This window comes from Paenibacillus faecis (genome assembly GCF_008084145.1).
GTDB lineage: Bacteria > Bacillota > Bacilli > Paenibacillales > Paenibacillaceae > Fontibacillus > Fontibacillus faecis.
Genome location: NZ_VSDO01000002.1, coordinates 605,218 through 629,977, shown reverse-complemented (window position 1 = coordinate 629,977; position 24,760 = coordinate 605,218). Strand labels below are relative to the sequence as shown.

Annotated in this window: 20 protein-coding genes; 1 reads left to right on the top strand and 19 read right to left on the bottom strand. The window is 55.2% G+C overall.

The window, feature by feature from the left end:
- The 4 genes from recG to FRY98_RS10675 form a co-directional block, all read right to left on the bottom strand.
- Entirely contained in the window at nucleotides 1-2,046 is a 2,046-nt protein-coding gene (gene recG / locus FRY98_RS10690; RefSeq protein ID WP_211373281.1) for an ATP-dependent DNA helicase RecG, read from the bottom strand.
- A gap of 66 nt (nucleotides 2,047-2,112) precedes the next feature.
- Entirely contained in the window at nucleotides 2,113-2,982 is an 870-nt protein-coding gene (locus FRY98_RS10685; protein ID WP_148451728.1) for a DegV family protein, read from the bottom strand.
- A 29-nt stretch (nucleotides 2,983-3,011) separates the two neighbouring features.
- Entirely contained in the window at nucleotides 3,012-4,787 is a 1,776-nt protein-coding gene (locus FRY98_RS10680; protein ID WP_148451727.1) for a DAK2 domain-containing protein, read from the bottom strand.
- 14 nt (nucleotides 4,788-4,801) lie between these two features.
- The gene (locus FRY98_RS10675) at nucleotides 4,802-5,161 is read right to left on the bottom strand and encodes an Asp23/Gls24 family envelope stress response protein (RefSeq protein WP_148451726.1); all 360 of its coding nucleotides are present in this window, start codon (nucleotides 5,159-5,161) and stop codon (nucleotides 4,802-4,804) included.
- Between the two features lie 289 nt (nucleotides 5,162-5,450).
- Between FRY98_RS10675 and rpmB the strand changes: the two genes are divergently transcribed.
- The gene (gene rpmB / locus FRY98_RS10670) at nucleotides 5,451-5,639 is read left to right on the top strand and encodes a 50S ribosomal protein L28 (RefSeq protein WP_044479170.1); all 189 of its coding nucleotides are present in this window, start codon (nucleotides 5,451-5,453) and stop codon (nucleotides 5,637-5,639) included.
- Nucleotides 5,640-5,737: 98 nt separating this feature from the next.
- Here rpmB and spoVM read toward each other — a convergent pair whose 3' ends face one another.
- The 15 genes from spoVM to gmk form a co-directional block, all read right to left on the bottom strand.
- A complete protein-coding gene (gene spoVM / locus FRY98_RS10665; protein WP_036621610.1) occupies nucleotides 5,738-5,818 on the bottom strand; it encodes a stage V sporulation protein SpoVM in 81 nt (26 codons plus the stop codon).
- Between the two features lie 154 nt (nucleotides 5,819-5,972).
- A complete protein-coding gene (gene rpe, locus FRY98_RS10660; protein WP_148451725.1) occupies nucleotides 5,973-6,635 on the bottom strand; it encodes a ribulose-phosphate 3-epimerase in 663 nt (220 codons plus the stop codon).
- Between the two features lie 4 nt (nucleotides 6,636-6,639).
- Complete coding sequence (gene rsgA / locus FRY98_RS10655) at nucleotides 6,640-7,548, bottom strand: ribosome small subunit-dependent GTPase A (RefSeq protein ID WP_148451724.1); 909 nt, start codon at nucleotides 7,546-7,548, stop codon at nucleotides 6,640-6,642.
- Between the two features lie 32 nt (nucleotides 7,549-7,580).
- Complete coding sequence (pknB, locus tag FRY98_RS10650) at nucleotides 7,581-9,749, bottom strand: Stk1 family PASTA domain-containing Ser/Thr kinase (RefSeq protein ID WP_148451723.1); 2,169 nt, start codon at nucleotides 9,747-9,749, stop codon at nucleotides 7,581-7,583.
- Nucleotides 9,746-10,519 carry a Stp1/IreP family PP2C-type Ser/Thr phosphatase gene (locus FRY98_RS10645; RefSeq protein WP_148451722.1) on the bottom strand — a complete coding sequence of 258 codons (774 nt, stop codon included), beginning with the start codon at nucleotides 10,517-10,519 and terminating at the stop codon, nucleotides 9,746-9,748. Before FRY98_RS10645 ends, pknB begins: the two co-directional genes overlap by 4 nt.
- A 6-nt stretch (nucleotides 10,520-10,525) precedes the next feature.
- Nucleotides 10,526-11,572, bottom strand: coding sequence for a dual-specificity RNA methyltransferase RlmN (rlmN, locus tag FRY98_RS10640; protein WP_148451721.1), 1,047 nt, complete (start codon nucleotides 11,570-11,572; stop codon nucleotides 10,526-10,528).
- Nucleotides 11,573-11,799: 227 nt separating this feature from the next.
- On the bottom strand, nucleotides 11,800-14,286 hold the full coding sequence (locus FRY98_RS10635) for a DUF5704 domain-containing protein (RefSeq protein WP_148451720.1): 2,487 nt from the start codon (nucleotides 14,284-14,286) through the stop codon (nucleotides 11,800-11,802).
- Between the two features lie 818 nt (nucleotides 14,287-15,104).
- Nucleotides 15,105-16,304: a hypothetical protein gene (locus tag FRY98_RS10630; protein ID WP_148451719.1), complete on the bottom strand. Its 1,200-nt coding sequence runs from the start codon at nucleotides 16,302-16,304 to the stop codon at nucleotides 15,105-15,107.
- Nucleotides 16,305-17,115: 811 nt separating this feature from the next.
- Nucleotides 17,116-18,516: a 16S rRNA (cytosine(967)-C(5))-methyltransferase RsmB gene (gene rsmB, locus FRY98_RS10625; RefSeq protein WP_148451718.1), complete on the bottom strand. Its 1,401-nt coding sequence runs from the start codon at nucleotides 18,514-18,516 to the stop codon at nucleotides 17,116-17,118.
- On the bottom strand, nucleotides 18,513-19,454 hold the full coding sequence (gene fmt / locus FRY98_RS10620; protein WP_148451717.1) for a methionyl-tRNA formyltransferase: 942 nt from the start codon (nucleotides 19,452-19,454) through the stop codon (nucleotides 18,513-18,515). Before fmt ends, rsmB begins: the two co-directional genes overlap by 4 nt.
- Nucleotides 19,455-19,462: 8 nt before the next feature.
- Nucleotides 19,463-19,945, bottom strand: coding sequence for a peptide deformylase (def, locus tag FRY98_RS10615; protein WP_211373280.1), 483 nt, complete (start codon nucleotides 19,943-19,945; stop codon nucleotides 19,463-19,465).
- 68 nt (nucleotides 19,946-20,013) lie between these two features.
- Complete coding sequence (priA, locus tag FRY98_RS10610; RefSeq protein WP_148451715.1) at nucleotides 20,014-22,566, bottom strand: primosomal protein N'; 2,553 nt, start codon at nucleotides 22,564-22,566, stop codon at nucleotides 20,014-20,016.
- Nucleotides 22,563-23,783: a bifunctional phosphopantothenoylcysteine decarboxylase/phosphopantothenate--cysteine ligase CoaBC gene (coaBC, locus tag FRY98_RS10605; RefSeq protein ID WP_148451714.1), complete on the bottom strand. Its 1,221-nt coding sequence runs from the start codon at nucleotides 23,781-23,783 to the stop codon at nucleotides 22,563-22,565. The genes priA and coaBC overlap by 4 nt, the downstream gene beginning before the upstream one ends.
- Nucleotides 23,784-23,901: 118 nt before the next feature.
- The gene (gene rpoZ / locus FRY98_RS10600; protein WP_148451713.1) at nucleotides 23,902-24,126 is read right to left on the bottom strand and encodes a DNA-directed RNA polymerase subunit omega; all 225 of its coding nucleotides are present in this window, start codon (nucleotides 24,124-24,126) and stop codon (nucleotides 23,902-23,904) included.
- Nucleotides 24,127-24,151: 25 nt separating this feature from the next.
- Nucleotides 24,152-24,751, bottom strand: a complete 600-nt coding sequence (gene gmk, locus FRY98_RS10595; RefSeq protein WP_148451712.1) for a guanylate kinase — start codon at nucleotides 24,749-24,751, stop codon at nucleotides 24,152-24,154.
- Nucleotides 24,752-24,760 lie beyond the last annotated feature (9 nt).

The window sequence follows — 24,760 nt, the reverse complement described above, 5'->3', positions numbered from 1 at the left end:
CTAATCGATCAGCTCGCCCTGCAAAATCTGCTCCCGCTGCAAAAACGCCCGCAGCGGTTCATACTGCGGCGACGTCCAGAAGGACGGGTCGCCGACCAGCCGGGCGGCATCGTCCCGCGCCGCCTCCAGCACGGCATAATCGCTGACCATGTCCGCGATTCGAAACTCCGGCACCCCGCTCTGCTTGGTGCCGAAGAAATCCCCGGGACCGCGCAGCTCCAGGTCCCGCCGGGCCACTTCGAAGCCGTCGTCCGTTTCGGTCATGACCTTCATCCGCTCCTGACCGACCTCCGACTTCGGATCGGCGATGAGCACGCAATAGGACGCGTGCTCCCCCCGGCCTACGCGACCGCGCAGCTGGTGCAGCTGCGACAAACCGAAACGGTCGGCGTCCATGACGATCATCAGCGTCGCGTTCGGCACGTCCACGCCGACCTCGACGACCGTGGTCGAGACCAGCAGCTGGACTTCGTTGTCGTAGAAGGCCCGCATCACTTCGTCTTTCTCCGCGGCCGTCATCCGCCCGTGCAGCAGGCCGACATTGAAATCCGGGAAGGCCTGCTGCATGCCGACGTACAGGTCGATGGCGTTCTGAACATCCAGCTTCTCCGACTCCTCGATCAGCGGACAAATGAGATAGGCCTGCCGCCCCTGCGTGATTTCCCGCGAAATAAATCCGAGGACCCGGTCCATCATCTCCTGCTTGACCCAATAGGTTGAAATTGGCTTGCGTCCCTTCGGCCGTTCCGACAGGGTGGATACGTCCATGTCCCCGAAAGCCGTGATGGCCAGCGTCCGCGGAATCGGCGTGGCGGTCATCGTCAGCACGTCGGGATTGAAGCCCTTGCGCCGCAGGATGCTTCGCTGATTGACGCCGAAGCGGTGCTGCTCATCCGTGACGACCAGGCTGAGCGAACGGAAAAACACATCCTCCTGAATCAGCGCATGCGTGCCGACGATGATATCCGTCATGCCCATCTGCAGCGAAGCCAGCAGGTCTTTGCGCTTCCGCCCTGTCACGCTGCCGGTCAGCAGACCGACGGTAATGCCGAACGGCTCGAACAACCGGGTCAGCGAGCGCATATGCTGCTCGGCCAAAATTTCCGTCGGCACCATGAAAGCGCCCTGGTGCCCGGATTTAACCGCCGCAAACAGCGCGATCGCGGCGACGACCGTTTTCCCCGAGCCGACGTCCCCTTGCAGAAGCCGGTTCATGCAATAGGGCGAGCGCATATCTTTCAGAATCTCGAGCTCGACCTTTTTCTGCGCATCCGTCAGCTCAAAGGGCAGGCTCCGCACGAATTCGCGCACGGTCGCGTTGTCGACCTCGTGCTTGACGCCGTCCATCCGCTCATGGTTCATGGCCCGGTAGGCCTGGAGCTTCAACTGGAACAGAAACAGCTCCTCATAGACCATCCGGCGGCGGGCCTGCTGGCCTTCCTCGCTGTCCTGGGGCTGGTGGATCCGCTGGATCGCGCGGCGCCGGGCCATCAGGTCATACTGACGCAGCAGTTCCGGCGGCAGATTCTCCGGAATCATCTCCCCATACTGCTGCAGCGCCTGCCCGATCGTTTTGCGCATCCATGCCTGCGTGATTTTGCCGCCTACGGAGTAGACGGGCTGCAGACTGCCGCTTCGCATCGTTCCCTTGTCCGGAAATTCGGATTCGGACACCGTCATCTGGCTGCGCCGGAGGTCCCATTTGCCCGTCAGAATGATGTCCCGTCCCGCCGTCAGTTCGCCTCGCAAAAAATGGCGGTTGAACCATGTCGCGGTAAACATCCAGTCCTCGGCCACCATTTTGCAGGTCATTCTCGACTTTTTGCCATAGCGCTGCAGGACGGGAACGCCCATAATTTTGGCCTGGACGGTAATTTTATCCCCGTCTTTCGCCTCCGCCAAGGAACGAAGCCGGTAGTCTTCGTAACGAAACGGATAATATTCGATTAAATCGTTCACCGTAAAGATGCCAAAGGCGTGAAGCTCTTCTGCTTTAAGAGCACTCACGCCGTTGACTTGCTTTACCGGGATGTCGTTTAAGTTCATCTTGATCCCTCGCTTTAACAGCCCTGATGCATGATTTCCGGCGAAGGGTCCCGCTCCAACCGGGCTTTAGGCCGGCCACACGAACACGGCGACGGTTCCCGGTCCCACATGGGTGCCGACCACCGCCCCAATGCTGGTGCGGACCACCTCATGCAATGTGAAGTGTTCGGACATCAACCGGATGATCTCCTCGGCCCCTTCCGGGGTTACCGCGTCGCAGACCGCGATATGAACGTCCTTGTGATCGCCAAAATCTTTCTTGAACAACTCGATCACGCGGGAAACCGCCTTTTTGTGGCCCCTTACTTTATCGACCGCGTAAATAATGCCTTCCTGGTCCACCGACAAAATCGGCTTGATGTTGAGCAGCGTGCCCAGAATGGCCGCCGCTTTTCCAATCCGGCCGCCCTTCTGCAGGTACTCCAGCACATCGACCAGGAAATACAGCCTGCGGCCCTTGCCGACGCGTTCCACCTCGGCGCGGATTTCCTCGGCGGTCGCGCCTTGTTTGGCCATCCGGGCAGCCAGCACAACCTGAAGGCCGAACCCGTACGTCGCACACAGCGAGTCGATGACCGTGATATCGGCCGTCTCCCCGGCCTCCTCCTCCAGCATTTCCTTGGCCAATCTGGCCGACTGGTAAGTTCCGCTCATACCGGAGGAAATATGAATCGAAATGATCGGGGAACCGGGATGCTTCTGCATAAGCTCCCGGTATACCTCAACATACTGGGATGGAGAGGTCTGTGAAGTTGTCGGAAGTTCACGGGATTTGGTTAATTTATCGTAGAACTCCGAGGCGGTAATGTCGATGCCTTCCAGATAGGACTCGTCTCCAAAAGCGAGCCGCATCGGCACGATGTGAATTCCGTATTCCTCCACCATGCTCTTTGGAACATCAGCCGTACTGTCGGCAACGATAACTGCCTGCTTCAAATAGAATCCCCCTCTTCTCTATCCCTGCCTTATGATTCGACAGAGAACAAATAATAATAAATCGGCTGACCGCCGCTGTGCACTTCGACTTCAACATCGGGATAAGTATCATGAATCCAGGCGGAAAGAAGTCCGGTGGTCTCCGGCGTCGCTTCTTCCCCGACCAATATCGTGACGATTTCGTCTCCGCCGGCCAGCATTTTCGCAAGCAGCGCTTGGCTTGTCTCCAGCAGCCCTTCCTCCGTGCTGACGATTTTGGAATCCGCGATGCCGATATAATGACCCGCCGTAATTTCCAGATCGTCAAACACCGTATCCCGTACGGCGTAAGTGACTTGTCCGGTCTTTACATGCTGCACGGCGCGGATCATGTTATCCGTATTGCTGTCGGCATTCTCTTCTTCCTGGAAGGCGAAGGCCGCCGCGATTCCTTGCGGAATGCTCTTGCTCGGGATGACCGTCACGCTGCGCTCGCCCTCCAGAAGGTCTCTCGCTTGTTGGGCCGCAAGCACGATATTGGAATTGTTGGGAAGCACAAAAATGTGCTGTGCCGAGATCGAGTGAATCGCCTTCACGAAATCCTCGGTACTCGGATTCATCGTTTGGCCGCCGGACAGAACGACGTCGACGCCCAAGCTTTTGAAAATATCCGTGATCCCTTGCCCGGAAGCTACGGCGATGAATCCATAAGGAGCGATCTCATGGGCCGGCAGCTCGGCCGGATCGGTTTCGCGAACCGGTTCAGCCGGTATTTCGGCAAACAGTTCCGGCATCGGAGCCGCATCCATGCCCGCGGTCAGCAAGTCACGATGCTGCTCGCGCATATTCAAAATGTGAATTTGCGTAATTTCTCCGTATCGCAGTGCCAGATTCAGCACTTCGCCCGGGGCCTTGGAATGAACATGCACCTTGATCACTTCGTCATCCGCGATGACGATAATTGAGTCCCCGTTCACTGACAACGCTTTCCTGAACTGATCCTCATCGAAATGGCTCCCCGGACCGGCGCCCAGCTTACGGTTGATGAAAAACTCCATATCGTATAAAAACTCGATATCCTCGGTATCCAATTGGGCTTGTGCGGACGCGTGATGCGCAGGATGGTTGACGGCCGCCGTCGGCGCCTCCGGACGAGCCGGAGCCGAAACCCCGCTTGCCGCCTCCTGGGCAGGTATGTACGGCTGCACTTTGCCGGTCAGTTGCTCCAGAAAGCCTTCATAAATATAGACCAGTCCCTGTCCGCCCGAATCGACGACGCCTACCTGTTTCAAGACCGGAAGAAGCTCCGGCGTGCTGGCCAGCGCTTCCTTCGCTTTGGCCAGGACTTCGGTCATCAGCTCGGTGATGTCCGTCGTGCGGCGGGCATAAAACACCGCATGCTTGGCGGCTTCCTTGGCCACGGTCAGAATCGTTCCTTCAACCGGTTTCACCACCGCTTTATAAGCGGTATCGACACCGCTTTGCAAGCCTGCGGCAAACTGTACGGTATTCAGTTCATCGTAAGCGGCGACGGAACGGCTGAAACCGCGGAATAACTGGGACAGAATCACCCCCGAATTTCCGCGTGCACCCATCAGCAACCCTTTGGACAAAACGCCCGCCCGGCTGCCTACACCGCCCGTTCCGCTATTTTTCAGCTCGGTCACGCCGGCTGTCATCGTGAGATTCATATTGGTCCCGGTATCCCCATCGGGTACCGGAAATACGTTCAGGGAGTTGACATGCTCGGCATGCTGCCCCAAACGCTCCGCCCCGGCAAGGACCATGGCGGTAAAATCTGTTCCGTTAATAGAACGCTTACTCAAGAGAATTCCCCTTCCTAGCTTGATACACGTACGCCTTGAACGATGATGCCCACCTCGGCCACCTCAAGCCCAACGACCTCATTCAACACGTATTTCACTTTTTGTTGTATGTTGTGTGCTACCTCGGAAATTTTCGTGCCGTAACTGACTATAATATAAAGATAAATGGCCAATCGGTTATTATCCAGCTTGACTTCCACTCCGCGGGCCAAGTTTTCGCGTCCCAGCAATTCGGCGATACCGTCTTTAAACTGCTTTCGGCTTGCCATTCCCACGAGTCCATAACATTCCATGGCGGCCGATCCGGCGATTACCGCGATCGCTTCATCCGAGATATCGATGCGTCCATATTGAGTATCCAATTGTATAGCCACGTCTGCACTCACTCCTCCCTTGAAAATATTATGGACTAAACAATATTGTACTATAAGAGTAAAGAGAAATAAATAAAAGATGGAATCGGCCCGAAATAATGTTTGTCGATCGGTTGACGGAGCTTTTTTTACTATGATATTATATTTAAGTATTGTTTTATGAGGTTTCCTCTGCCTTCAGGCTGGGTTCAGGAAATCACCCGACCTCGGCCGGGTTGAACAATAACCGTGAACTTGATAATGAACCTTATTTCAAGACAGGTGTATTTGGAACAGGAGGTGTAATGAAATGTCTCGCAAATGTTATGTAACAGGCAAAAAGCCAAGCAGCGGTAACCATGTTTCCCATGCCAACAACCGTAACCGTCGTTCTTGGGGCGTAAACGTGCAAAAAGTACGGATCTTGGTAGACGGTAAACCGAAGCGCGTATATGTCAGCACCCGGGCTTTGAAATCCGGTAAAGTGACTCGCGTGTAAGGCTCAAATAAGCATATAGACAAAAAGCACCTTTTCTAATAGAGGTGCTTTTTTGGTGCTTCCCGGTTTCACCGACCCGTCTCAGGGATGCGCCTGCCCTAGTTTTTGTGAAACGTGTTCAAAACAGCCTTAACAAACCCTCCCAAAAATTTAGGCAGCTTGAATGTGTAAAATTTCATCGTTCACCCTCCCCATCATTCTCATGCCTTCACCCATAGTCTATGTTCCATGCCTCTTTCCCGTGTATTTCCGCCGCAAAAAAAAGGCTACATGAGAATCCTGCTCATGTAACCCATTGTATGCGCCATGGCGCAGCCCTATGCCACCGGACAACTACTTCACCCGGTTTCTGATTTCCGCGATCGCTTCGCGCCGGTCGGGCCGTCCGAAGACCGCGTTTCCCGCCACCAGCACATCCGCTCCCGCTTCCGTTACCAGCGGCGCCGTTTCCGCCGAAATGCCGCCGTCAACCTCAATGCGCAAATGCGAAAGGCCCAGTTCTCGCTTCCACTCGTTCAGTTGGCGGATTTTTCGCAGCGTTCCCGGAATAAACGCCTGTCCGCCGAATCCCGGGTTCACGGTCATGACCAGCGCCAGGTCGATATCCTCCAGCACCTCGCGAATCGCCGCGGCCGGTGTGGCCGGATTGATCGCGACGCCGGCTTTGACGCCGCGTTCTTTAATCATGTGAATAACGCGGTGCAAGTGCACGCAAGCCTCGGCGTGCACGGTAATCACATGAGCGCCTGCTTCGGCGAACGCCGGAATATATTGCTCGGGCTGCTCGATCATCAGATGCACGTCCAGCGGCAGATTGGTCAGCGGCGCAATCGCCCCCATGACGAGGGGCCCGAACGTCAGATTCGGCACAAAATGGCCGTCCATGACGTCCACATGGAGCCAATCCGCTCCCGCGCGCTCCACGTCGGCTACTTCTTCGCCGAGCTTGGCAAAATTCGCCGATAAAATGGATGGGGCAATATAGACATTGGACATGAAGCTAATACCTCCGTTTTTTGTCTTTCATCTCTTCATGGAACTGTACATAGTGTTCGTAGCGGCTTGGAGCGATGACTCCCTCGGCGGCGGCTTCCCGTACTTTGCAGCCCGGCTCGTGAAGATGGCTGCAGCCCCGGAATTTGCATGCCTCCGCGTAGTCGTGAAACTCCCGGAAGCAGGAGGACAGTTCTTCAATGCCGAGTTCCAAAAAATCAAGCTGGCTAAACCCCGGCGTATCCGCCACATAGCCCCCGTTTTCAAGCTCGATCAACTCCACATGCCGCGTGGTGTGCCGGCCGCGGCCCAGCTTCATACTGATCTCGCTCGTTTCCAAGGTGAGCCCTGGAAGCATGGCGTTCAGCAAGGAGGACTTGCCTACGCCGGATTGGCCCGAGAACACGCTGATTTCCCCGGCAAGGCGGGATTTGACCTCCTCCGTGCCAAGGCCGGTCCGCGAGCTTGTAATCAGAACCTCGTAGCCGATTTGACGGTACATTTCCTGTACCTTCAACGTTAGGTCCCGGGTGCTGCCGTCATCCGCCTCCTCCAGCAAATCTTCCTTGGTGAGGCAGATCAGCGTCTTGAGTCCGGCATGCTCGATATGGACCAGGAACTTGTCCAGCAATTGCAGATTCAGATCCGGCTCCTTCAACGAAAAAAGCAGCACGGCCAGCTTCGCATTCGCCACCGGAGGGCGGATCAGCTCGGTTTCACGGGGCAAAATCTGATCGACCGTCCCTTCGCCGTTTTCGGTAGGCGCATATACAACCCGGTCGCCTACCAGCGGGGACAAGCCCTTTTTCTTGAAAATGCCCCGCCCGCGGCACTGGATCGTCTCACCGGGAGCCGCGGCGTCGGGCTTCACATAGTAATATCCGCTTAATGCCTTTACAATCAAGCCTTCAGGCATATAGGCAGGCCTCACTTTCGCGTCGATCTTCCTTATTTGTTTTTATTGCCGTTGCCATTACCTTTACCATTTTCATTACCTCTTCCGTTTGCTTTGCCGTTTTTCTTTTCAGCTTTGGCCAAGGAATTGGCTTGAATCATGCCGGTATTCGGAATCTCGTCCATCGGCTCCTCATAATTGGACGGCTCCTCCGTCTGCTCGCTTCCCGGAAGCGGCAGAAGCGGCACCGTTCCCTGTTTGGCATCGATATAAGAGATCGGATAAGCTTCCAGGTACGCCCCGTCACGGTATACCTTGACCACGCCGTCCTTGTTCGGAGCGAGGATCATGTTCACCGACAGGTACTGCGGTTTCCCTACTTTCGTGGTCCCCATATCCTGATTCTCTCCCCGGGCATCCTCGACGATCAGCCCGATCTTGCTCATCTGGCCTTCGGCGGCGGGAGCGACCGGCACCTCAAAGGTATATTCGATCGCTTCAGGCGGGTAGCCCGAGCTGATGAACAGCGTCACTTCTTTGCCAGGCTCGACTTTTTCGTTGGGATTATACGGCCATTGCTCCACCACTTTACCGGCGGCGATCTCGTAGCTCGGCTTCTCCTTGATCCCGTCTTTCGCCAGTACGAGACCTAGCTTCTTCAGTTCCGCTTCCGCCTGCTCCCGCGTCATATTCACGAGATTCGGCATAACCACCTCTTCGGGTCCCGTGCTGACCCTAAGCACGATACTAACCGCCTCGGGGTCGAAATCGGCGTCGGCATCCGGGCTTTGACCGAATACCTTGCCGGCTTCCATCTCGTTGTCGGGCTCCTCTTTTTTGTCGATCCGGTCTTCGTCGACGCCAAGGGCGACGAGCTGCTCGACCGCCTCCTCGTAAGTGCTGCCCGAAAGTGAAGGCATTTTTTTCGTTTCGATCGGCTTGGTTGTACTTACCGTGAAATCGAGGATGGAGCCCTGCTTCACCATGGTTCCTTCAGGCTTGCTCTGTTCGTAGACGATTCCTTCGTCTACCCCTTCCTTGTATTCCCGTTTTATCGTACCGACCGTCAGCCCCTCCTTGGTCAGGAGGTCGGTCGCATCCTGTTCAGACATATTCAATATGCTAGGCACCTTGACATCGGCAACGGTCACCAATTTGTTCACATACCAAGCAACGCCAAGCATGGCAATAAGTAAAATGACAGTAAGACTAATCCACAAGATGGCTTTTTTCTTGTCGGCGGTTTTCTTGGCGGCATTTTGGCTCTTCTCCGGAGCCTGAGCGTCCCGTGATCGCTTCGTCCCGCCGGCAGCCGACGCGCTTTGCGGTTTAATCGCCGGCACAATCCGCGTGCTGTCCTCGTCCTCCTCGTCGGAGAACGAAAGCTTGGATTCCAGCCGTCTCTCCGGAAGCAGGCAGGTCTCCAGATCGCGCAGCATCTCTTTGGCCGATTGGTACCGCTCAGCGGGGCTTTTGCGCATGGATTTTAGAATAATATTTTCCACGCTCTGCGGAATCATCGGATTGACGGCACGAGGCTCGTCAAAATGCTCCTGGAGGTGCTTCAGCGCAACGCTGATCGGACTCTCCCCCAGAAAAGGAAGGCGGCCCGTAAGCATTTGATAGAGCACAATCCCCAGCGAATACAAATCCGACTTCTCCCCCGTGGCAACGCCTTTGGCATGCTCCGGCGAGAAGTAGTGCACGGAACCCACGACCGATCCCGTCTGGGTGATGGTGGCCGAGGTCACCGCGCGGGCGATCCCGAAATCCGTTACCTTTACGCGCCCGTTTTTGCCGATCAAAATGTTATGAGGTTTAATATCCCGGTGAATGATTTGGTTCTGATGGGCATGATCCAGCGCATCCGCGATTTGCGAAGCGATTCGGACGGCTTCTTCCACTTGCAGAGGCGCCCGTTCCTTGATGATCTCGTTTAAGTTCTGGCCCTCCACGTATTCCATAACGATGTAATGGACATCTTCTTCCTGCCCTACATCATATACGCTGACGATATTCGGATGGGATAAAGACGCGGCCGATTGGGCCTCCCGGCGAAAGCGTCGAATGAATTCCTCGTCATTCACAAATTGCTGTCGCAGCACTTTTATAGCCACGAACCGGTTTAACAGGATATCCTGCGCCTTGTAGACCAAGGCCATCCCGCCGCCCCCGACCCGTTCGATTATCTGGTAACGACCGCCCAATTCGTGTCCGATCATGTGTTCCACTCCTTTACGCTTAACCCGTCTTCTCCGGAATGCTCCAGCAAAGCCACGGTGATGTTATCGTCGCCTCCGGCGATCAAAGCAAGCCGCAGCAAACGGTCGGCGCGGTCGTTCAACTCGAGATCCGCAGCTCCGAGCGTTCGGGTCATCTGTTCCAGGGTTACATAATTGCTGAGCCCGTCGCTGCAGAGAAGCAATATCTCGCCCTGCTCCAAAGAAACGGGGTACAGGTCGACAGCTACTTCCGGATCGGTTCCCAAAGCCCGGGTTACCACATTCCTATGCGGATGGACATGGGCCTCCTGCTCGCTGATTTGTTTGGTTTTGAGCAGTTCGTTGACCAGGGAATGATCCTCGGTAAGCTGCACCAGCTCGCCCCGGCTGAATTTGTACACCCGGCTGTCGCCGATATGTCCGATTCGGCCTTCGTTGTCGGCGAGAAGCACCGCGACCACCGTCGTACCCATATTGCGGTATTCTTCGTGTTCCGAAGACTCCCGGTATACGACTTCGTTCGCGTGCAGAATCGCCCGCTTCAAACTCTCACCGCATTCCTCGGCAGACAGGCCGGAGGGGAGCTGATGCAAATCCTCGACGATGGTATCCACCGCCAGCTTGCTCGCTCTGTCCCCGGCTTGATGTCCGCCCATCCCGTCGGCCACAATGGCTAACGTATACCCCTGTTCCAAACGGGCAACCCAGGAGCTGTCTTCATTGACCGAGCGTACCCGCCCGATGTCACTCACAAAAACGGTCTTTATCAAATTTGATCACCTCGCACCAGACTCCATATGCTTCGCCCGCAGTTGTCCGCAGGCCGCCGCAATATCATGGCCTTGCTCCCGACGGATCGTGACGTTGACGCCTTTTTCCGCCAAAATGCGTTGAAACTGGAAGATGTCGTTTCTTGATGTTCGGACATATTTACGTTCCGGCACATGATTGACCGGAATCAAGTTGACGTGACAGAGCATGTTCTTAAGAACGCCCGCCAATTCTTCCGCATGTTCCGGGCGGTCATTGACGCCGCCGATCAAGGCGTATTCAAAGGTAACTCTGCGTCCAGTTTTGGCGATATAGTAGCGCAGCGCCTCCATGACATCGTCGAACGGAAAGCGGCGGTTGACCGGCATCAGCTTGGATCGCAGCGCGTCGTTCGGCGCGTGGATCGAAATGGCCAAATTGATCTGCGTATCCTCATCGGCAAATTTATATATATTCGGGACGATCCCGCTCGTTGATACAGTAATATGCCGTTGGCCGATGTTCAAGCCCTTTTCGTGGATCATGATCCGCAAAAATTTCATCGTGGCTTCGTAATTTTCAAACGGCTCGCCCGTGCCCATGATCACGATGCTGCTAACCCGTTCGCCGCGGGAATCGAGAATTTTTTGGGCTTGGACAACCTGGGCCACGATTTCTCCGGCCGTAAGGTTTCGTTTGAGCCCTCCCAAGGTGGAGGCGCAGAACGTGCAGCCGACTTTGCAGCCCACCTGCGTAGTTACGCAGATGCTGTTGCCGTAATTATGTTTCATAATAACCGTCTCAATCGCATGGTCGTCGTGCAACCCGAACAAGAATTTAACGGTTCCGTCCTTCGATTCGTATTTCGTGATTTCGTTGAGCGTCACAAACGCAAACTGTTCGTCCAGTTTTTGACGGAGCCCTTTGGACAGATTGGTCATTTCATCAAAAGAATTAACCCGCTTCACGTAAAGCCAATCAAAAATCTGGCCGCCGCGAAAAGCCGGCTCCCCCTGGGCTACAGCCCACTCCTGCAGTTCTTCCAAGCTGTAATCGTATATAAAAGGTTTCATTCTCACACACCTATTCGTTTAAATTTATATGGGTTTTGCCCTACTCATTCTTCCTATTTTAGCATAGATCGCGATGACACTAAAGAGCATGCGTTTTTCCAGGCTTCAGCCCCTCTGGTTCCTTTCCCGACAAGAGCAAAAAGGCCGGGGTGCCCAGCCGCAAAACCTTCACCCCGACCTTGCCCTTCGGCAAGAGGTTCACTTGTATTTTCCGTCTCCGCCGGCTTTTAATGCGTAACCAGAGAACGAAAATCGTCCCGGCTGGAACGGCCGGCGTCATAGAACACAACATCCCCGTCTAAGAAGGTGAACCTCCGGCCGTAGGGATCCGTTCCCCATCGCTCAAAGCCTTCCATGTCAAACCATTGATTCATCATCGGGGCATGCACATATTGCAGGTGCGGGGTGCCCGATTCTCCGTTTCGGACCGTCTCCACCCGGAAGTTGACAACGATATATCCATCCCTTAAAAAAATCGGCGACCGCTCCGTCAGCCCGTTGTGAGTCCTCCCGTATTCAGCGACATTCGTTCCCGCCGGGACGGCATAAACATCGGCGGGCAGGCTGTATTCGCCATACCATTTCTGTATGGAGGCATTGGCCCTGGCCGGATTTACCCCACTAGGGATGCCGCCTTTGGGCCCGATGAACGTTCGAATCCGGGAATTTAACTCCAGCAGACTCAACCGGCCGACAGGCGTTTTTTGGCGCGCTATTTTTTCGATATAGGTGTGCACATATTGGCTTCTGCTAATCCCCGCGATCTGGTCGAACGAATAATCGTGATCGTACTTATACAAGGCCGTATCGGTCAGTTCTTCGACGGGAACATGGCGCAGCCGCTCGTTCAAAATCACATAGCGCTGCACCCGGTCACCGGCCGACCCGATTTTAACATAGCTTCGCCGGCCCGCATGGTAGTATAGATCCACCGGTACCCTCGCTCCATCCTTGGCGCTGATAAAATAAAACGACGGCGTAATCCGGATAGAATCCCGCAGCCCAAACATATTCCCTTTCGTCTTAAGGTCAAACTTAAAATGGTATCCGGTTTTGACGACCGCATTCCGGTAAAGCGGATGGCTCCCCGGCCGGATAGGCAGCGTAAAAGGCGCCCGGTTTCCCCGTTCATCCCCGTCGATCCCCTTCAATCCAACCCAATAGGCGGCCCCTGTAGGCGATGAACTGCCGGGAGAAGTACGAAAAACCGACTCCCAATTGTAATCGGCAATGTCCGTGACCCGAAAGTCGTACACTCGCCCGATCACGTCAATCGGCACAGCGGCATAAGCGATATGGTGATTCAAGTCCAAGTTGGCGTTCCTCTGACGCGTGGCCCCGTCCGGAGCGTTGTGGGCGACCGTCATGAATTCGACCTCGTAATAGCCTTCATCCACCCAAACGGGCAGATCGAACAAGAAAGACTCCCGGGCCTTATCCACCTCAATCCAGGTGTTTTTCGGATAAAAGACCGTTCGGCCGGCATTGTAAACGTCGAAGGGAAAGCGCACCTGTTTGCTCCCGATATATTTAAGGTAATTATTGTAACCGTATCCCTTATAGTTGTTGTGCTGCCCGCGGTTCGGCATCTCCACCGTAAAAGGCCTGTCCAAAATAACCGCGGACCGCCCCCGCGCAGGACTGGTTTTCTGATTGTGGGCCTGATCGTCCGAAACGTCCGGATACATCACCACAGGGGTATGCACCGTCACAGGGTTGATTCCATAGATAGGATAGTTCACATCGGCTCCGCCGTTGATGTTGCCGCTCATCAGAGAGTAATAAATCGACCCGGTACTTGGTTGATTCGCCCGGTTGGTTTTGCTCGTCGGGATAACGTTGCCCGGGGAATACAGCACATTCTCGTTGATTTGAGCGGCCTCGGGGATGTTCCCCGGCGTCGGACCGGACTGTTCGGTCGGAGATCCGTTCATAATCGTTCCACCGTTAAAAGAGAACGAATCATTCCTCACCTTCACCTTCTGAACGGCGGACTCCGCATAGGACTTCAGATTCTCCGTCGGTACACCGGGCCGGGAGCGGCCGCCCGAAATACTCCTGGACGGTGCCTCCACGCTGTCAGGCGGGGTGGGAGCCTCGAACCCGCCGGTTTTAGAGGTGACAAAACCGGGAGGTTGATATCCCGTAGGCCGGATTCGAATGCCGCCTCCTTCAAAAGCGTAATTCCAAAGCGCGGCCTCGCTGATCTCATAGACCTCCAGATTGTCGATAACCCAAAAGGAATAAGGCCTCTCAATCGTATAATCGTAAGACCTCTCTTCGGTATCCGACTGCGGATCCGGGGCGGTGTACGTGGATCCGTCCGGCCTGGTCACCGTTTTCCCCGGGTCCCAAGAAAGCTGGTACGTCCGGTTGACCGTAACGGGGAAAGTGCATTTCCCGCTCATCTCGACAAACCTGTTTTGGGATAAATAGCCCTTGGCGCGCACATTTCCATATAGACTTTCCGTCGTCGGGATGCCGTCGGAAACCTCAAACCTTTCGCTCCCGCGCGAATCAGCTTTAATTACCCCGGAAGGATCCGGTGAATTCAGAGAGGATTCTATAACTTTTCCGGGGGCGGGAACCGTACAGCCGCCCTGGGGTGGGGTAGGCGTATCGTCCCCTTTCTTATAATAGATTTTCATTTTATCCGGATATTGATAAGTATAGGACGTAAGAATAAACCAGTTCGAGTTTAGGTAGTACATCATCGCGGCATTACCGCCCGCAGGGAGAGGAACTTTAATCCCCTCATGATCATAAGTTTGTATGTAGTGTACATCTACTTCGTCCAAGCTTCTGACGACTAGTTTGCCGATTTGGGTTGAGGGGTCGACACTTCCTATTCCGTGTGGGTATTGGACATCTGATCTTCTCAAATCTACCTCAACGTTTACACCAACCTGGGTTTTGTTCAATTCTTGCAACAATCGAAGATCATCATCAATAACTCCGGTTTTAAAATTGCCGTCATAGTATTGACTATTCGTATATGGTGTTGAACGTGTTGAAGATACCGGAATATCCACTTTGACACCGGGATATAGATCGGCTCCATGAGCATCCTTCGGCACTTTAAAGTGCTCTAAAATCGTGTAATTACCAGTCCCTGGGGTCCACTTTGTCGCGGAAGCTGAACGTTGCCAGGCAAAGAAACCACCGTATTTCATTGTATTTCTTTTAGTAGAGACCTTAACGGGATTACCCGTCAATTTTACTAAGGTATTTATAGAATGATTATTCCAATTTACTGTTTTAACTATTTTGTTATCCATGTAAAATTCAATCTTAGTAATTATTTTCCCTTCACCAACATTTTCATTAATCAAAGGTTCCAAGATCTTATATTTTGTGAAGACAACTCCGGGAGTATCCAATCTATTTTCCTCTTTTATAAGGTAGGGTATTTCCTTTTCATACATACTCTGCTCATTGAATTTAGCTTTAAGAAAATTAGGAAATGCAGTGAGCACTAATAGTTCTATAAAACATAGCACCAACATGATCAATATCTTAAATTTTCTCAAAATTAACCACCCGGATAGGTTTTAATAAGAGGCCCATCAACCTCAATTAATATATTTGTTTTATATCCATAATTAGTCCTAACTGGGGTATAAATCCTTACCTCAATCGGATGAATCCCCTGTGTCCATCCCTTTTTTGGCATTATATACCCATGAATATCCCCGGCTTTTTTGTGAAATAGAGTTCCTAGACCGTTCAAAACGCCTTTTTCGTAAAAAGCTTTTAAGTCAGGAGATTCTATACCTAGGATGCCATAGTTAGGTCCATTGGGATTTGCATTATACAACCTACTATCCTTGTTATAAACTTCCTTCCCCTTAAACAATAAAAAATAACTTGGGGGCAATTTTGCAACAGGTATGTATTTTGTAGGTACCCCGTTTACGGAAGATGGAAAGTAATCCCACTTCAACTCCTTCAAAGGAGGCAGCAGCTTCAGATTCGGATCATGAGGATCTTCCAGATCGATGGCAATCAACGCCTCCAATTCGCTCTTGTATTTACCGTTCCCGGGATCGACCACCATTTGGTCTTTGCGCCAAAGTTCTTCCACCGGTTTGCCCTTCAACTGCTCTTCGCTCGCAACAAAAACCTCGGGCATTACCGTAAAAATATTTGTTCCGTGCCAAGCAAGTTCCGCACTGGAAACGGCATATTTATCGACTGGCAGCTTTCCTCCTAGCCGCACCTTATGAATCCGCTCGACGATGGCGGCGGCCTGAGAACGGGTCACGGCCTCCTGCTCGCCCAAACGTCCCTGGCCCAAACCGGTCATCAGCCCTTTCCTGGTCGCAAGATAAAACCATTTCGCATCGTCCTCCGTCCGCTCCCCAATGGCGCGGGCTGCGATTCGGGCAGCCTCTTTCCGGATGACAGGTTGATCCCAGGACAAAGCGGTATTGCTAAAATCCCGCTCATCATACAATTCCCCTTCCAGAGCCGACTGAACATAATCCTGATCGTGGCCCGCATCAACGCTGGCTTGATCAGGGCCGGAGCTAAGGGTCAACAACACCATCTTCATAAACTCGGCTCGGCTCATTTTTATATCCAACTTGGACAAATCGCCGGGATCTCCCGCCCCCGCTCCAAAAGCAGGACCTGAACCTGAGCCACCCATCGTCGTCAATAGTGCCGCGGCACAAACCAACAAGACCATCACTTTCCGCATCTTCAACATATCCCCCACCTTTTCGTTCATTTCGATCTCATTTGCGCATTAACAAATCACACCACTTCCACCCCCTTGAATGTTACACATTTGAAAATAAAAGGAAATCTGAGAAAAATAAAAAGCACACCTTTATGTATCGCATTGCGATTCTAAAGGTGTGCTTCACCAATTCCATTATATACCAACCCTTACGTGCCGTAAATGGCTAGTTCCATCGAACTACTCCTGAGAACAGAACATCCCCATCCGTAGAAACTTTTGCAATCCGAGAGCAGTCACATGTTCAACTCCAAAAGAAGCAAATCTGCAGGTACTTTTAGCAATGTTACGTAAAATCACAGACGTTGCCACCAACCCTACAGATGCTGCACATTTAAGATTTTTTCGCCTCGGCAAAGCGGGCTGACCCGGCGCCTCGCATAACCGCCCGCGGAAATAGCGGCCAAAAAGGCCGCTATTTCGGCCCAATTTGGCTTCAAGGGGGAAATAGCGGTCAAAAAAGGCCTTATTTTCCTGTTGAGGGCACCGAAATCGGGGGTTGGCCCGTTTTTTCCAAAAATAAGGCCCCAAAATGCCGCTATTTCACACCGGCAAGCCAAATTCGACAAAATAGCGCCGCAAAAGGCCTTTATTTCCCTTCTCCCTCTGTCCGGCTTTCAATGGATAGAACCCCGCCCAGCCAAAAAAATAATCTGTTGGCCTCGAGTTGCACGAGTCTGAGCATGCTAAACACGCTTAACATGTTTATGCCGACAGGAAAAACCGTTAACTTAACGAGGGGGATTTCCCCGTTAACAAGCGGACAATACAATCAGATCACGCTCATATTCACGCCATCTTAATGGCGCTTCACCAACCGCGCGATGTAAAAACCGTCCGAATGCGCATCCTGCGGCAAAATTTGCAGGCCCACGGAGCTGCGGGCTTCCGCTCCTGCTAAAGCTCGTCCCCCGTCCGGCTGCTCTTCGTCCAGTACGAATTCCGGATGACGGTCCAGGAAGCCCCGCACCATGTCCTCGTTCTCCGCCTTTTCGATCGTACAGGTGCTGTAAACCAGCACGCCGCCGGGCTTGACAAGCCCGCAGACGGCATCGAGCAGTTGCCGCTGAACGCCGGCAATCTCGTTAATGTCCCCGGGAGTCTTCGCCCATTTCAAATCAGGCTTGCGGCGAATGACTCCCAGACCCGAGCAAGGAGCGTCCAACAGCAGCCGGTCAAAAGACCCCGGAGCGAACTGATCCGCGAGCTTCATCGCATCCCCGGTCACGGTCCGCACGTTGCCGAGGCCGAGCCGCTGGGCATGCTCCTCGATCAGCTTGGCTTTGTGGGGGTGAATGTCGTTGGAGACGACCTCCCCTTTGCCCTCCATAAGCTCGGCCATGTGGCAGGTTTTGCCCCCCGGAGCGGCGCAGCAGTCGAGCACGGACATGCCGGGCTCCGGCCGGACCGTCCGCCCCACCAGCATGGAGCTTTCATCCTGAACGGACAGCAGGCCCTCCCGGTACCATGGGGTCAGTGCCATATTTCCTCCGCTGCGGACGAGGATGCCGTCCGGCGACAGCCCGGAGGGAACCGCCTCGACCCCCGCCTCCTGCATCCGTTCCAGCAGCGCCTCCCGGCTGATTCTGGCCCGGTTGACCCGGACGCTGACCGCGGGAGCCTCATTGTTGGCCCGGCAGATCGCCTCCGCCGCAGCTTCTCCGTATTGTTCCATCCACCGGGCGACAAGCCATTCCGGATGGGAGTGCTCCAGGGCGATCCTTTCCACCGGAGGCAGATCCTTCGGCAGCGTCAACTCGCTTTTGCGCCGCAGCACATTCCGCAGCACGCCGTTCACCATCCCGGAGATTCCCTGATGCCCGCGGCGCTTGGCGATGTTCACCGCCTCGTTCACGGCCGCATGCGGAGGGATCCGGTCCAAATAATAAATCTGGTAGAAACTGAGCCGGAGCAAGTTGCGAACCCACGGCTGCAGCTTGGCCAGTCCCTTGGTAACAAACGATGCCAAAAAATAATCGATCGTGTTCAACCGGGAAATCGTCCCGTAGACGAGTTCCGTAGCCAGACCCACGTCCGCGCCGGTGAGGCCCGACTTTTGAATCGCGCCGTTAAGAAGCAGATTGCTGTATGCTCCTTCCTGTTCCACCGCCGTTAAAACCTGAAGCGCCGTATCCCGAGACGAAGCGCCGCCGGCCTTTCCCCGGCCCTTTCCGCGATTCCCACCTTCGGCCGCGCTCATCCGAGCACCGTCCCTTTACTCATCACGCCGCCGCGGATAAACTCGGAAGCATCCATCGCCTTCTTGCCGGCCGGCTGAACCCGGGTGAGCAGCACCGAGCCGTCGCCCGTCTGCACTTCAATTCCGGCAGGAGACAAATTAAGCACCGTCCCCGGAGCTTGTCCGGGAGCGCCCACCGAACTCACGCCAGGCTTCGCGACCGCCCACACCTTGAAGACTTCACCGTTCCAGGTCGTAAACCCGCCCGAAAAAGGCACCAGTCCGCGCACCCGGTTGAAAATCTCGCGGGAAGTCGCATGCCAATCGATTTTTTCGTCCTCCCGGGTCAGGTTCGGGGCATAGGTGGATTCTTCGTCGTTTTGCGGAATCCGCTCCGCCGTTCCGTCCAGGATCATCGGCAGTTGCCGGATCAGCAGCTCGGCCCCGACCACGCTCAGCTTCTCGAAGATCGTTCCGGCCGTATCCTCGTCTTCAATCGGCACGACCGTTTTGGCGATCATATCCCCGGTGTCCAGGCCCTCGGCCATATACATCAGCGTCACCCCGGTCTCCTTCTCGCCGTTGATAATCGAACGCTGAATCGGCGCCCCCCCGCGGTATTTCGGCAAAAGCGAGCCATGCACATTCAGACAGCCATACTTCGGCAGATCCAGAACCGATTTGGGCAAAATCTGCCCGTAAGCCGCCGTAACGATCAGGTCGGGCTTCAGCGAGGCGAGCTCCTCGACCGCTTCCGGAGCGCGCAGACGCTGCGGCTGCATCACGGGGAGGCCGTGCCGAAGCGCCGCCTCTTTGACCGGTGTGGGGGTCAGCACTTTTTTTCGACCTTGCGGACGATCCGGCTGGGTAACCACCCCCACTACGCGGTATCCCTTCTTCAGCAGCGCCTCCAACGAGGGAACCGCAAACGCGGGAGTTCCCATAAATACAATATTCACGGAAGAAGTCACTCCTTCTCTTCCCCCTCGGGGGTAATTTCATAGACTCGCTCGGCGATATCCGTATACAGCACGCCGTTCAAATGGTCGATCTCATGCTGAAACGCCCGGGCAAGCAGATCGGATCCCGTATAAGTCACTTCGTTGCCGTTCCGGTCAAGCCCCTTTACGGTCACCGTTTGAGCGCGGCGGACATCCCCGCGGTATCCCGGAATGCTCAGGCAGCCTTCGGGCCCGAACTGTTCCCCTTCCTTGGACATGATCTCCGGGTTAATCAGCTCGATCAATCCGTGCTCATCCCCGACGTCCACCACGATCACCCGTTTTAATATCCCGATTTGCGGAGCGGCCAAGCCGACGCCCTCGGCTTTGTACATCGTTTCGGCCATATCGGTCAGCAATTTCTGTACGTTCGGCGTAATTTTTTTGACTTCTTTGGCGACCTGATGCAACACCTCATCGGGTTCCAATACGATAATTCTTAAAGCCATGCTGTCCACCATCCTAACTCTCGAGTTGTTTCTTCTATCATATAAAAAATATGCCCGATTTGATAATTCTACATCAGCATCTGCGGATCCACGTCAATACTGATTTGCAGCGACGCGTCCCGCAGCTGGTCTAGCGTTTCCGCCGACGTCTCCCGGACCAAACGCACCGCGTCAAGCGCCCCGCGGTATTTCACCATGCATTGGAACCGATAGCGGTTCTTGATGCGTGGGATCGGCGAGGCGACGGGACCGAGAATGTCGAGCGCCTCGGCCGCGAACCGTTCGAGATTGCCGTACCACCCCAGCCGCTGGGCTTTATGCCGCAAATCGCCGGCAAAATTCTCGGCCATCCGCAGCAGCACCGGCAGCTTTTCATGGGACAGCGTAACAAGGATCAACCGGCTGTACGGCGGATAATGCATCGCCTTCCGGTGGTTCAACTCCTCGCGGACGAACGAAGCGTAATCATGGGCGCTCGCATGCACGATGGAGTAATGATCCGGCATATAAGTCTGGATAAACACCTCCCCGGGCAGCTGATGCCGCCCGGCGCGTCCCGCCACCTGCGTCAGGAGCTGGAACGTCTTCTCCGCGGACCGGAAATCGGGAAAGTTCAGCGCCGTATCCGCGGCAATAACGCCGACCAGCGTCACCTCCGGAAAGTCGAGGCCTTTGGCGACCATCTGCGTGCCGAGCAGCACGTCTCCCTTTTTCTCGCGGAAGGCCTGCAGCAGCTTCTCGTGCGAGCCCTTTTCCGTCGTCGTGTCCACGTCCATCCGGATGACCCGGATGCCGGGAAACAGCTTGGCCAGCTCGCCCTCGACCCGCTGCGTCCCGGTGCCGAAGTACCGGATGTGCTCGCTGCCGCATTCCGGACAGATCGAAGGCGCGGGTGCGGCATAACCGCAATAATGGCAGCGCAGGTTATTCGACTTCTGATGGTAAGTCAGGGAGATATCGCACTCCGGGCAGCCCGCCACATAACCGCAGGATCGGCACATCACGAACGTGGAGTGGCCCCGGCGGTTCAAGAACAGCACCGTCTGCTCGCCCCGTTCCAGCCGGGCGGCGATACCCGCGTGCAGCGCCCGGCTGAACATCGACCGGTTGCCGTCCCGCAGCTCTTCGCGCATATCGACGATATGCACGCCGGGGAGCCGGCTCCCCGCGGGCCGCTGCTTCATCTCCAGCAGCAGCGGGGCGAACAGCTCGTCCGCCTGGGAACGCGCCGCATGGTAGCTTTCCAGCGACGGCGTGGCCGAGCCCAGGATGACGGCGGCGCCATACTGGCGCGCGCGATACACAGCCACATCACGGGCGTGATATTTTGGCGTTTCCTCCTGCTTGTAGGAAGTTTCGTGCTCCTCGTCCATCACGATCAGCCCCAGGTCGGCAAAAGGCGCAAACACGGCGGAACGCGCACCGATCGCCACCTGAACCCGGCCTTCGCGGATTTTCCGCCATTCATCGTATCGTTCTCCGGTGGACAAACGGCTGTGCATCACCGCCACCTTGCCGCCGAACCGCCCCTTGAAGCGCTCCACCATTTGCGGGGTGAGCGATATTTCCGGCACAAGGACGATCGCCTGGCGTCCGAGCGCGATGCAGCGCTCAATCGTCTGCAGGTAAACCTCCGTTTTGCCGCTGCCGGTTACGCCATGGAGCAGAAACACTCCATAGCTCCGCGCACTCAACGCTTCGGTCACCTTGCGGTAAACCTGATCCTGCTCGGGCGTCCGCTGCAGCGGCTCCGAACCTTGAAAACGGCGGTTCTTGTAAGGATCGCGGAACACTTCCGTTTCTTCGATCACCGCGTAGCCCTTTTCCGCCAGTTTTTGCACGGTCCCGGCGGTAACCCGCAAGGTTTGGAGCACTTCCTGAAGCGATAGCGGAGCGCCGACTTCAAGCAAGAATTCAAGCACTTCCTTCTGGCGCCGGGCTTGCCCGCTGAAGGAAGCGAGCGCAGCCTCCGCAGCCTCTCCCGAAACGGCCGCGGCGACGGTTTTGATCATTTTTTTACGCACCTTGTCCTTGATCATTTGAGTTTCGGACAACAGGCCCCGCCCGATCAAACCCTTGATCTCACCGGCTCTGCCGGGATAACGCTTGCTTAAATGCTCCATCGTTACCTGGCCCGAAGCCTTCACGTAAGCGAGAATCTCTTCCTCCTCCCCGGTGAGCAGCACAGGAAGCACAGGACTCGAAAGCCCGCCGTTCTCCCCGGGGAATGCCGGCTCGTCCTGGTTGCCGTCCGTTTCCGGGACGGTGACGTACCGCTCCGCCTTGCCTTTCAGCGCCGCCGGTATCATGGCCTGCAAAGCGGAAATCATGCTGCAGGCATACTTGCGGCTCATCCATTCGGCCAGCTTCACGAGATCCTGCGGCAGCGGCGGCATCAGATCCAGCAGCTCCTGGATCGGCTTCAGGCGCTGCGGGTCCATCTCCGTGTCCTCATGCAGCGATAACACGAACCCCTGTACCGTCCGCCGTCCAAAAGGAACGCCGACCCGGCTTCCGACTTCAATCCAGCCCTGCATCGCGGCCGGAATCAAATAATCAAAAGGCCGATCGGTTTCCCGGCTCGGCACATCGACAATCACTTTCGCTATACGGTAACTCATTTCGCGGCTCCAGCCAGCCTGGAAGCCGCCAGTTCCATAATGCGGAGGCCAAGCTCCTCCTTGGACAGCAGCGGAAACGAGGTCACAAGCCCGTTTGCGTCGTAGACGCTTGCGACATTGGTGTCGATCCCGAATCCCGCCCCTTCCCGGGTCACGTCGTTGGCAACCAGCAGGTCGCAATTTTTTCGCCGAAGCTTGTCCATCGCGTACTGTTCCACATCGTTCGTTTCGGCGGCAAAGCCGATGAGGAACTGCCTGGTCTTTTGCTTACCCAGCGTCTCCAAAATATCGATGTTTTTAACCAGCTCCAGCGTCATGGTTTCGCCGGTCTTTTTAAGTTTGCGATCCGCCGGCGTTTTGGGCCGGTAATCCGCAACCGCCGCCGCTTTGACCAAAATATCCGTATCGCTCCACTCGCCGAGCGCCGCTTCGTACATTTCCCGGGCCGACTCCACGGACAAGACCCGAACGCCCGCCGGCGGCGCGAGCCGCGTGTTGGCGGCGATCAGCGTAACCTCCCCGCCGAGTTCCGCAGCGGCTTTGGCCAGCGCATAACCCATTTTTCCCGACGAGTCGTTCGAGATGTAGCGAACCGGATCGATCCGTTCGATCGTCCCCCCCGCGGTCACGACGACCTTTTTACCGGCAAGAGGGAGGGCCGTCCGCTGCTCCTGACGCGCAAAGAACTGCTTCACCACGTCGACGATCGTCTCCGGCTCCTCCATCCGTCCTTTCCCCGTATAACCGCAAGCCAGCAGGCCCTCTCCGGGCTCAACCAACAGAACTCCGCGCGCGGCAAGCTCGGCCAAATTGCGCGTAACGGCCGGGTGCGCGTACATATGGATATTCATCGCCGGAGCCAGCATAATCGGCGCCTCCGTGGCCAGCAGGGTCGTGGACAGCATATCGTCGGCCAGCCCGGCGGCCATTTTGGCGATAATGTTGGCTGTAGCCGGCGCGACCAGCACCAGATCCGCCCAATCGGCCAGAGCGATGTGCGCGATGGCGCCCGAATCTTTTTCATCAAATGTATCGGTATAGACCGGATGTTTAGACAATGCCTGGAGCGTCAGTTCGGTCACGAATTTCGTCGCGGACTCCGTCATGATCACCTGGACTTCCGCCCCCTGCTGCACAAGTTTGCTGCACAGCGAAGCGGCCTTGAAAGCAGCGATCCCCCCGGTAACGCCAAGCAGAACCTTCTTTCCTTTTAACAATGTCCTTCCCCCGCTTTCTCCCAAGACTTAAAGTTCATCCGAACGAAAAAAATAACAACCTCGCGGTTGTCCTGAAGAGGTTGTTATTTTATGCCTCGACCCACGAGGTCCAGAAAATCTATTTATTTTCGTCCGGTTCCGTCGTCGGAGTTTCTTGTTTCAACCGTACGTAATCGCCGTAAATCTCCTCCAGAGCAACGCCGACCTGCTTGTGCGATTTCGGCTGTTTCAGCTCGCTCTTGGCCCCTTCTCTCAGCAATCTCGCTCTGCGGGATGCCGCTACGACCAGCGAGTATTTGCTGCCGACTTTTCCGAGCATCTTATCAATCGATGGATACAGCATTAGGAAAACACCTCTTCTTTTGGACTCAAATGCCTAATTGCAATTCTTTCGCCTTGTTCTTAACCTTACAATGTTCGGCAACGATAATGGATTCTATTCTTTTGCAAGCCAGATCGATTTCATCGTTGACGACGGCGTAGTCGTACTTCTCCAACAAGCCGATTTCGTAAGCCGCCACGGACAGCCGGTGATCGATCGTCGCCTGGCTCTCGGTCCCGCGTCCTTGGATCCGCCCCTTCAGCTCGTCAAGCGAAGGCGGAAGCAGGAACACGAAAACGCCCTCCGGAAACTTCTCCTTTACCTTGAGCGCGCCCTGAACTTCGATTTCAAGAATGATATCCTTGCCGCTCTCAAGCGTCTGCTCGACGAAGTCGCGAGGAGTACCATAGAAATTGCCCACATATTCCGCATGCTCCAGCAGTTGATCCTTCTCGATCATCTCCAGGAACTGCTCGCGGGTCTTAAAAAAGTAATTCACACCGTTCTCCTCGCCGAGGCGAGGTCCCCGCGTCGTCGCCGAAACGGAATAGACGAGCTCGGGCATGCGGCGCCGCAGCTCGGTGCATACTGTTCCTTTGCCTACACCCGAAGGTCCCGATAGTACAATGAGTAACCCTTTAGCCATTTTTCTCTC

Coding starts and splice junctions, on each gene's coding strand:
- recG (WP_211373281.1), bottom strand. CDS start 2,046: ATGAACTTAAACGACATCCCGGTAAAGCAAGTCAACGGCGTGAGTGCT.
- rpmB (WP_044479170.1), top strand. CDS start 5,451: ATGTCTCGCAAATGTTATGTAACAGGCAAAAAGCCAAGCAGCGGTAAC.
- spoVM (WP_036621610.1), bottom strand. CDS start 5,818: ATGAAATTTTACACATTCAAGCTGCCTAAATTTTTGGGAGGGTTTGTT.
- rpe (WP_148451725.1), bottom strand. CDS start 6,635: ATGTCCAATGTCTATATTGCCCCATCCATTTTATCGGCGAATTTTGCC.
- rsgA (WP_148451724.1), bottom strand. CDS start 7,548: ATGCCTGAAGGCTTGATTGTAAAGGCATTAAGCGGATATTACTATGTG.
- pknB (WP_148451723.1), bottom strand. CDS start 9,749: ATGATCGGACACGAATTGGGCGGTCGTTACCAGATAATCGAACGGGTC.
- rlmN (WP_148451721.1), bottom strand. CDS start 11,572: ATGAAACCTTTTATATACGATTACAGCTTGGAAGAACTGCAGGAGTGG.
- FRY98_RS10635 (WP_148451720.1), bottom strand. CDS start 14,286: ATGATGTACTACCTAAACTCGAACTGGTTTATTCTTACGTCCTATACT.
- FRY98_RS10630 (WP_148451719.1), bottom strand. CDS start 16,304: ATGAACGAAAAGGTGGGGGATATGTTGAAGATGCGGAAAGTGATGGTC.
- rsmB (WP_148451718.1), bottom strand. CDS start 18,516: ATGAGCGCGGCCGAAGGTGGGAATCGCGGAAAGGGCCGGGGAAAGGCC.
- def (WP_211373280.1), bottom strand. CDS start 19,945: ATGGCTTTAAGAATTATCGTATTGGAACCCGATGAGGTGTTGCATCAG.
- priA (WP_148451715.1), bottom strand. CDS start 22,566: ATGAGTTACCGTATAGCGAAAGTGATTGTCGATGTGCCGAGCCGGGAA.
- rpoZ (WP_148451713.1), bottom strand. CDS start 24,126: ATGCTGTATCCATCGATTGATAAGATGCTCGGAAAAGTCGGCAGCAAA.
- gmk (WP_148451712.1), bottom strand. CDS start 24,751: ATGGCTAAAGGGTTACTCATTGTACTATCGGGACCTTCGGGTGTAGGC.